The 6591-nt window shown below is 68.2% G+C and carries 1 protein-coding gene; it reads right to left on the bottom strand.

What is annotated here, in order from left to right:
• Positions 1-283: 283 nt before the first annotated feature.
• Positions 284-6460 (bottom strand): hypothetical protein, encoded by a 6177-nt coding sequence (locus Vse01_RS27330; RefSeq protein ID WP_139233078.1) that lies wholly within the window; start codon positions 6458-6460, stop codon positions 284-286.
• Positions 6461-6591: the final 131 nt, after the last annotated feature.

Raw genomic sequence — 6591 nt, 5'->3', positions numbered from 1 at the left:
CCAGCGTCAATCTATGCCCCCGCGTGCCCACGCGTCCCACCAGTCCACGCATCGGCAGGTCTCGGCTGATCCCACCGGACTTACGTACCACACAGTCCATACGACGCCGACCCTGTCCACGGCGACCGAGCACCCGCCGAGCACCCGGATGTACGTTGACCCGGCGCGTACGCCGACAGGCGATAACCGCCGCCCCACGACGAAACCCAATGCTTCGGGCCAATGGTTCACCAAGCTGTTCCGGCAGCAGTCACAAACCCGCCGCCGGCCCAGCCTGTCACTGCTATCGCGCTTTCCTCCACGCCGCCGCGAACACCGGCTCCGGTTCCCACAGCCCGTCGTCGGGTCGCTCGACGAGCACGTCGAAGTACCGCAACGCCTCCACCGACCGGGCGCCGCCACATTCGGTCACCTCAAGCCAGGTAGCCAGGTCCTCGCCGCTCATCGGAGCGTTGTAGTCGAGCAACGAGTCGAAAGCGGCCGCCAGCGTCGGGTTGTTCGCCAGTCCAACCTGATCGACGAACACACTGGCGGCTTCGGCGCTGTTGAGCCTTGCTGCGGTGATCGCATCGCACACGCGTCGAGCGGTGCGTTCGGTGGCCGCGAGCCGGGCGGCGTCGTCGAGCAGCACCGTCCATCCGCCGGTGGCCTCCAGCAGCGTCTTCTGGCTGGCCGCGTCACCGAAACACGAGATCTCGTTGTCGACGACCCACGACCGCAGGCCGCCCGGCGACAGCCGACGCAGCACGATCACCCGGTCGGTGACCTCCCCTAGCGGCGGAGCGTCGTCCTTGATGAACAGTTCGCTAACGCTGGCGTCGACGACCGCGACCACGGAGCGGGTCACCCCTGCTGCCGGCAGCAGGGTGTCGACCTGAAGCAGTTCGTTGAGCGCATTGTCGAGCCTCGTTGTTGACAGGTCGCTGAGCACGACCCGGTGCCGGTCACCGGGCGCCCCGCCGCGCAGTTCCCGCCGGTAGCCTGCTGGTCCCCGGGTCACGTGCAGGGTGAACCGCGCCCCGATCATGTCTGCTTCCTCAGTCAGCCGCGTCGCGACCCGGTCGATCCCGGTCGCCTGGGTGCCGACGACCACCCACAGGTGGTTGCCCCGTTCGGTCAAGGTGGCCAGCTGCTTCTCGGTCACCGGCGAGATGCGGCCGTCCGTCAGCGTACGACGGGCCTGCTCGGCCGACAGGGTGGTGACGACGTTACGCCATTCCAGGGCGCACAACTCTTCCTCGATGGTCTCCGCGGTGCCGAGAAGACGCAGCACGTTGCTGGACCGTAGCCGCCACCGGCCGCTAGTTTCCGACAGGACCCCGAGGCCGCTCATCTCCGACAGCAACGACCGGAACTCGTCAGCTCCCTGGTCGACGAACCCTTCCGGCCACCACGCCAGGCACTCGTCCCGCAGCACGTGCGTGGGGATGGCATGGTCGGCACCCTTCTCCAGCGCGGAGAGGGCGACGACGAGAGCGATCAGCTTGTACCGCGAGTCGAGGTTGAGGGTCAGGTGCACCGTCTCACGGATCTTCTGCCGGACGGCGTTGGAGCCGATCACGCGTTCCAGGTCCTCGTCGCGGATGCGGTACCGCGGCCCTTCCAGGCCCCGTCGGCTCAACGCTTCCCGCACGAGCTCCTCGCCGACCATCTGCAGCAGCTTCGGCTGGTAGTTGCAGTAGGCGAGGACCCGATGGATGAGCTCGTCGGAGTCAAAGGAGATCCCGAGGGTGTCCATCGGGGTGAACATCAAATCGTGGGCCGCGGCTGGTGTCAACGGGCCGATGGCGATCGGGTCGCCGAAGTGCGCGCTGGCGAGCGGCTGGTTGGGCAAGTGTGCGAACCGCTGGACCTGGTGCAGGCCGGCGAACACTGGCTTGAAGTTACGGTTTGTGGTCATCATCAGGTTACGCAGGCGGGTGGTGTGCTCGAACCCTGTCCGGGCGTCGGCGTCGAAGAACCCGTCGCACTCGTCGAGAAGCAGCAGCAGTCTGCGCTGGTTGTTGCTGCCCAGCCACGTGGTGATCGTCGTCTCGACGTACTGGGCGGCGTCGCGGGCCCGTTTGCGCGGCGAGGTGATACCCCGCTGGGCGAGCCGTTCGGCGATCATGTTCCACAGGTCGTCGATCTTGACCGTGGCGCCGAATCCGCCTGATAGCGGCAGGTACACCGCGACCCGGTCCTGGTAGAGCTCGAACTGGCGAGCGGCGGCCTGCAGCAGCGCCGACTTGCCCAGCTGCCGGCCGCCGTAGAGCAGGTTCGCGCCGTACGGGTCGAGGATGCTCTTGCGTTCGTCGACGCGTCCGAAGAAGATCTCCCTGGGCAGCGCGTCGTGTCCGCTCGGGTGGTACGGGTTGGTCGCCGCGTACGGCAGCAGGATCCGTTCGGTCGTAGCGAACAGTCCGCCTCCGCGGGCGGCGAGGAACGCAATCGCGGCGTCGTCGACGACCATGACCGGCCGGTCGGCGCGGGCCGCACACTCTTTGGCTAGGACCTTACGCTGTTCAGCCGACATGCTGCCGAACAGCAACACGAGGATCGGGTCGTTGCTCTCGTCCTGCTCCACCCAGGTCAGCAGCGTGGCGGCGTCCTGCACGCCCCAGCACAGCATCACCTTCAGCAGGTCACCGGCGCGGGACCCGAACGCCGGAACCCGTGCCCCACCGGTCAGCTTGACGCTGGTGAGCTCGACCCATTTCCGGGTCGGGGCGTTACCGAGCTTGTACGGGGTCCTTTCGCTGGTGAACTCGACACCGGCCAGCCGCAGCGCATACCCGAGCACCGACTTCGTCCGTTGGTGGCGCAACGACTGCCGTTCCGTGGTCAGCCGGTGCCACTGCTCGAGGCCCTCGACGGCATTGGTCCGTTCAAAATCGTTGAGCCGGCTGAAGTCAAGGCCGTTGTGGGCGCCGCCGTCCCGGGCGGCCCGGATCAGAGCCGGGGTGACACCGTCGGTGGCAACGCCGAGGGCAGCGAGGAACTTCTCCAGGTCGGTAGGCCGGGTGGTGCTGGGTGGATCCTCTCCCGCGAGGGCGTTGAGCAGGTACTCCTCGGCGGTGGCGAGGTCTCCGGTGTCGATGCGGGCGTTGATGAGCTCCGCGGCGTTCTCGGCGACCTTGGGTCCGTTGGTGTTGGCCGCCCGGCTGGCGGCCTCGTTAAGTTCGATCGTGACACGGCTGCGCATCGCATCCCGGGCCTGTTCGGCATATTCGGGCAGGCGGCTGACGATGTCTTCGAGTTGACGTCGGACCGCGCCCAAATCGGGCCGGTCGAGGCGGGCCGCCTCCAGTTCGGCGAGGACGCGGGAGTTATTGGCATGGCTGAGCTGTCCCAGCCGGGCTGCTTTCTCCACCTGCGTGGCGACATCCGCCCGCAACGCCCGCACCTCATTCTGCGACCGGGCGATGCTGCCCTCGAGGCGGTCCACCATTTCCTCGGCCCGTCGAGGGTCTTCGTCTGCGACCGCGTCGATGATGATCCGCGCCGCGCCGTAGTCCTCGATGGCAAGCCGGGCGTCGAACGCGGCCGCCCACGATGTCTCCACCGCCGACTCGATATCGGTGATCGTCACTGGCCTGGCGAAGTTCAGTTTCGCGTCGACCGGCAGGGCCCGGCTGCGCAGCACCTCCCGGTTGAGGACGGTGTTCGGGTCCGGTTCGGCTCCGCCCAGCCTTGTCCCGTCCAACAGCTCGACACTACGGGCGACACTCTCGCGGCAGACCGCCGCGGCCGCTGCAAGCAGGCCGTCGTCGCCGATCGACGCCGTGTCGTGCAGTTCGATGTCGGCGTCGATCCATCCCGCGCGGACCTCGTTACGCAGCTCCGCCAGCTGCGGGGGCACCTGAAGGCTGTCGCGGGCCGCGTCCGGGTTCGCCCGGACCGCGTCGACCCAGTTGCCGACGGCGTCGAGACATTCGCGTGCGTGATCGGTGAGGCGCCGGCGGACCGCGCCTTCCAGCGGCCGGGTGTTCTTCGCCCGGATCTGGGCGTCTTCCCGCATCAGTTCCTCGACGATTGCCTCCCGGCGGGAGAACTTGCGCAGCCGTTCGACGGCGACGTCAATGTCAACCCGACGGTCGTGGGCGGCGATGTCGAGCACCTGGCCGATGAACCCGTCGGCGGACCACCACTGGTCGGCGATCTGCTGCGCGCGGGCGAACCGCACGGTCCGAAGTCGGTCCCGTGCCTGGACGGCGGCTTCGACGGCGGTGGCGATGCTCTGGTCAGCGCCCGCGATCGGGGCAAGCGCGGCGAGTGTCGCGCTGCTGGACAGAAGCCCGCGAGCGGAGGCCGTGCCGATCGCGCCGGCGACCCGGGCCAGGTGCGGCAGTTCATGCAGAGAACCGACCAAAGCTTGCAGGATCGTTCCGGCGTTAGGATCGGCGGTCACCAGCGCCGCCCGGACGGCGGCGGCGAGCAGCGCCAGTTGGGCGGCGCGGTCACCGTCGAAGTGATGAACGTGCAGCGCGTCGAGGTCGGCACGCAGCGCAGCCGACGTGGCGCCGCTTTCACTGCGGACCGCTTCGGACAGGGCGAGCATACGCAGCGCCTGTGCCCGGGTGGCGCTCCCCCGCACGGTCTCGGCGTGAAACGCCAGGCAGTAGCGCCGTTTGCGTAGTAGCGACGCGATGAGGCTGTCGCCCGCGGCGTCATCGGGTTTTCGCGGTGAGACAGCTGGCTGATGCTGCTCAGACGGCGCCGTCGGCTGCAGATTGATCAGATCGGCCCCGTCGCTGGGCTGATCTGTGGTGCGGCGGGGCGCGCTGACGTCGTCGGTGTCGCCCGTTGCGGCAGCTACCCCCTCAGATGCTGCAGCCGCCTCCGTACCGTTGTCCGTTGTGTTCCCTAGATCGACGTGACCGGGGGCGGTGTCCGATACAGGTACCGGCGACTGGGCGCTGTCGGAGGTGATGTCCGTCGCGGCCGGCGGCGCGTCGACGGAGATACTCTCGGTGGCCATGATCGGACCAGACGGTGGCGCACCGACAGCGTCTACGGCCTCGGTGGGGACCCGGTCTTCGGGCGCCGGCCCGGCCACATGCTCGACGGCATCGTCCTGGCTGAGGTCGCCGACCGGCGCCGGGGTGTTGTCGATTCCAGTGGTCAGTTTGCCCATGAGCGCGACAACCAGGACCGGTCCCAGTTCCGTGGGCAGGCGATGCTGGGCGGTGGCGTACAGGTGCATCGCCGTGGCGGTGTCGTCGGCTTCGGCGGCGTCGATGATCTGCACCAGGGTGGTCAGCGCGACGACATGGTTTCGCTGGTTGTCGTCCCAGCAGTCCTTGTCGAGCAGCTGCTCGGCGAGTTGGCGGACGCCTCCCAGCACATCGGCGCTCGTTGCCGGCCCAGACAGATGAGTCAGTCGTGTCAGCTGCTCGCGGGCGGTGTTCTCGTTGTCCTGCTCGGCTGAGGCGCGGTCGAGCGCGGCGGCGAGGGCGTCGCAGTCGTCACCGAAGTCGGTGTCCACACCGAGATCGGCGAGGACGGCCCGAGCATGCGTGACAACCGTGCCCAGCTCGGCGATCCGGGCGAGCAGGTGCGGATCGGGCAACTTTGACGCGGCGAGAGCGTCGAATATCTGCTGGGCTGCGTTGTGGGCGCTGTCGACGGCGGCACGCAGCCGGGCGGCGAGCTCGGCGGCCGTCGTAGCTCCCGTCAGGTCCGGGTCGACGCTGTCCGGCGCCGTATTGGTGGTGACGTCTGGTCCGGGAGGGTTGGTTTCAACAGGACCGTGGTGGCCGTCGACCACGTCAGCGGTGGCATCGCCGACGTCGGGCACGTCCCCTCCGTCTTCGGCATCGGCGCCTGATTCGCCGCTGCCGACGGGTTCATCGCGCAGCACCTCAAGGCGGCCGCAGGCGGCGGCGATGTCGTCGACGACGTCCGCAGGCCAGGTCGGCAGCGCCAGCCCGCTGGTAAGTGCGATCCGCAGCGCGGCGACGACCTGTGGAAAGTCGTACCACCAGACGAGCACCATCAACCGGACCGCATTCGCCTGGCTGACATCGTCGACCAGCGCCTTACGCAGAGCGGCGTCATCCCCGTCGATGAGCCACGCACTGAGTGGCTCCATCAGCCGCCGCAACACCGGCCGGGTGATGGTTCGGGCCGCCCGCCGGCGATCCTCAGTGGTCCACGTGCGCAGCCTCGCCAGCCCGTTCGCCGCCGCGATCGGCACGGGTTTCTTCGCCGACGGCACGCGCAGGTGACTCAGGAAGTCGGTGCGTTCCGGGTTGGGGATCCGCCAAACGAGGTCGGCGAATTCTTCCGGGGTCAAGACTTTGAACGCCGCCTCCAGCCCATCGTTGAGGCGTTCGAGCTGGGCGGCGAGTTCCGCCTTAGCGGTGTATCCCTGCCGCTCTGCCTCGTCGGTGGCCTCTGCGGCCAGCTCGGCGAACCCTTCCGATGTACAGATCAGCACCGGTGCTTGCCGGTGGCGGTGCCGCAGACGACCACTCACTGGGGGTGTGACTCCTATTCGCGGATGGCTGTGCGCTGGAAACGGTGCTGGTCGTCGGCGGCCGCCGACGGCGAAAAGCTCAGTAGAACGGCCGGGTATGACATCGATGACGTCGACACGGTCACGTTGTC

Origin of the sequence: Micromonospora sediminimaris (genome assembly GCF_016863575.1) — a bacterium.
In the GTDB taxonomy this organism is placed as follows: Bacteria; Actinomycetota; Actinomycetes; order Mycobacteriales; family Micromonosporaceae; genus Micromonospora; species Micromonospora sediminimaris.
Note: the sequence above shows the minus strand (reverse complement) of the source record. Positions and strands in the feature narration are given on the sequence as shown.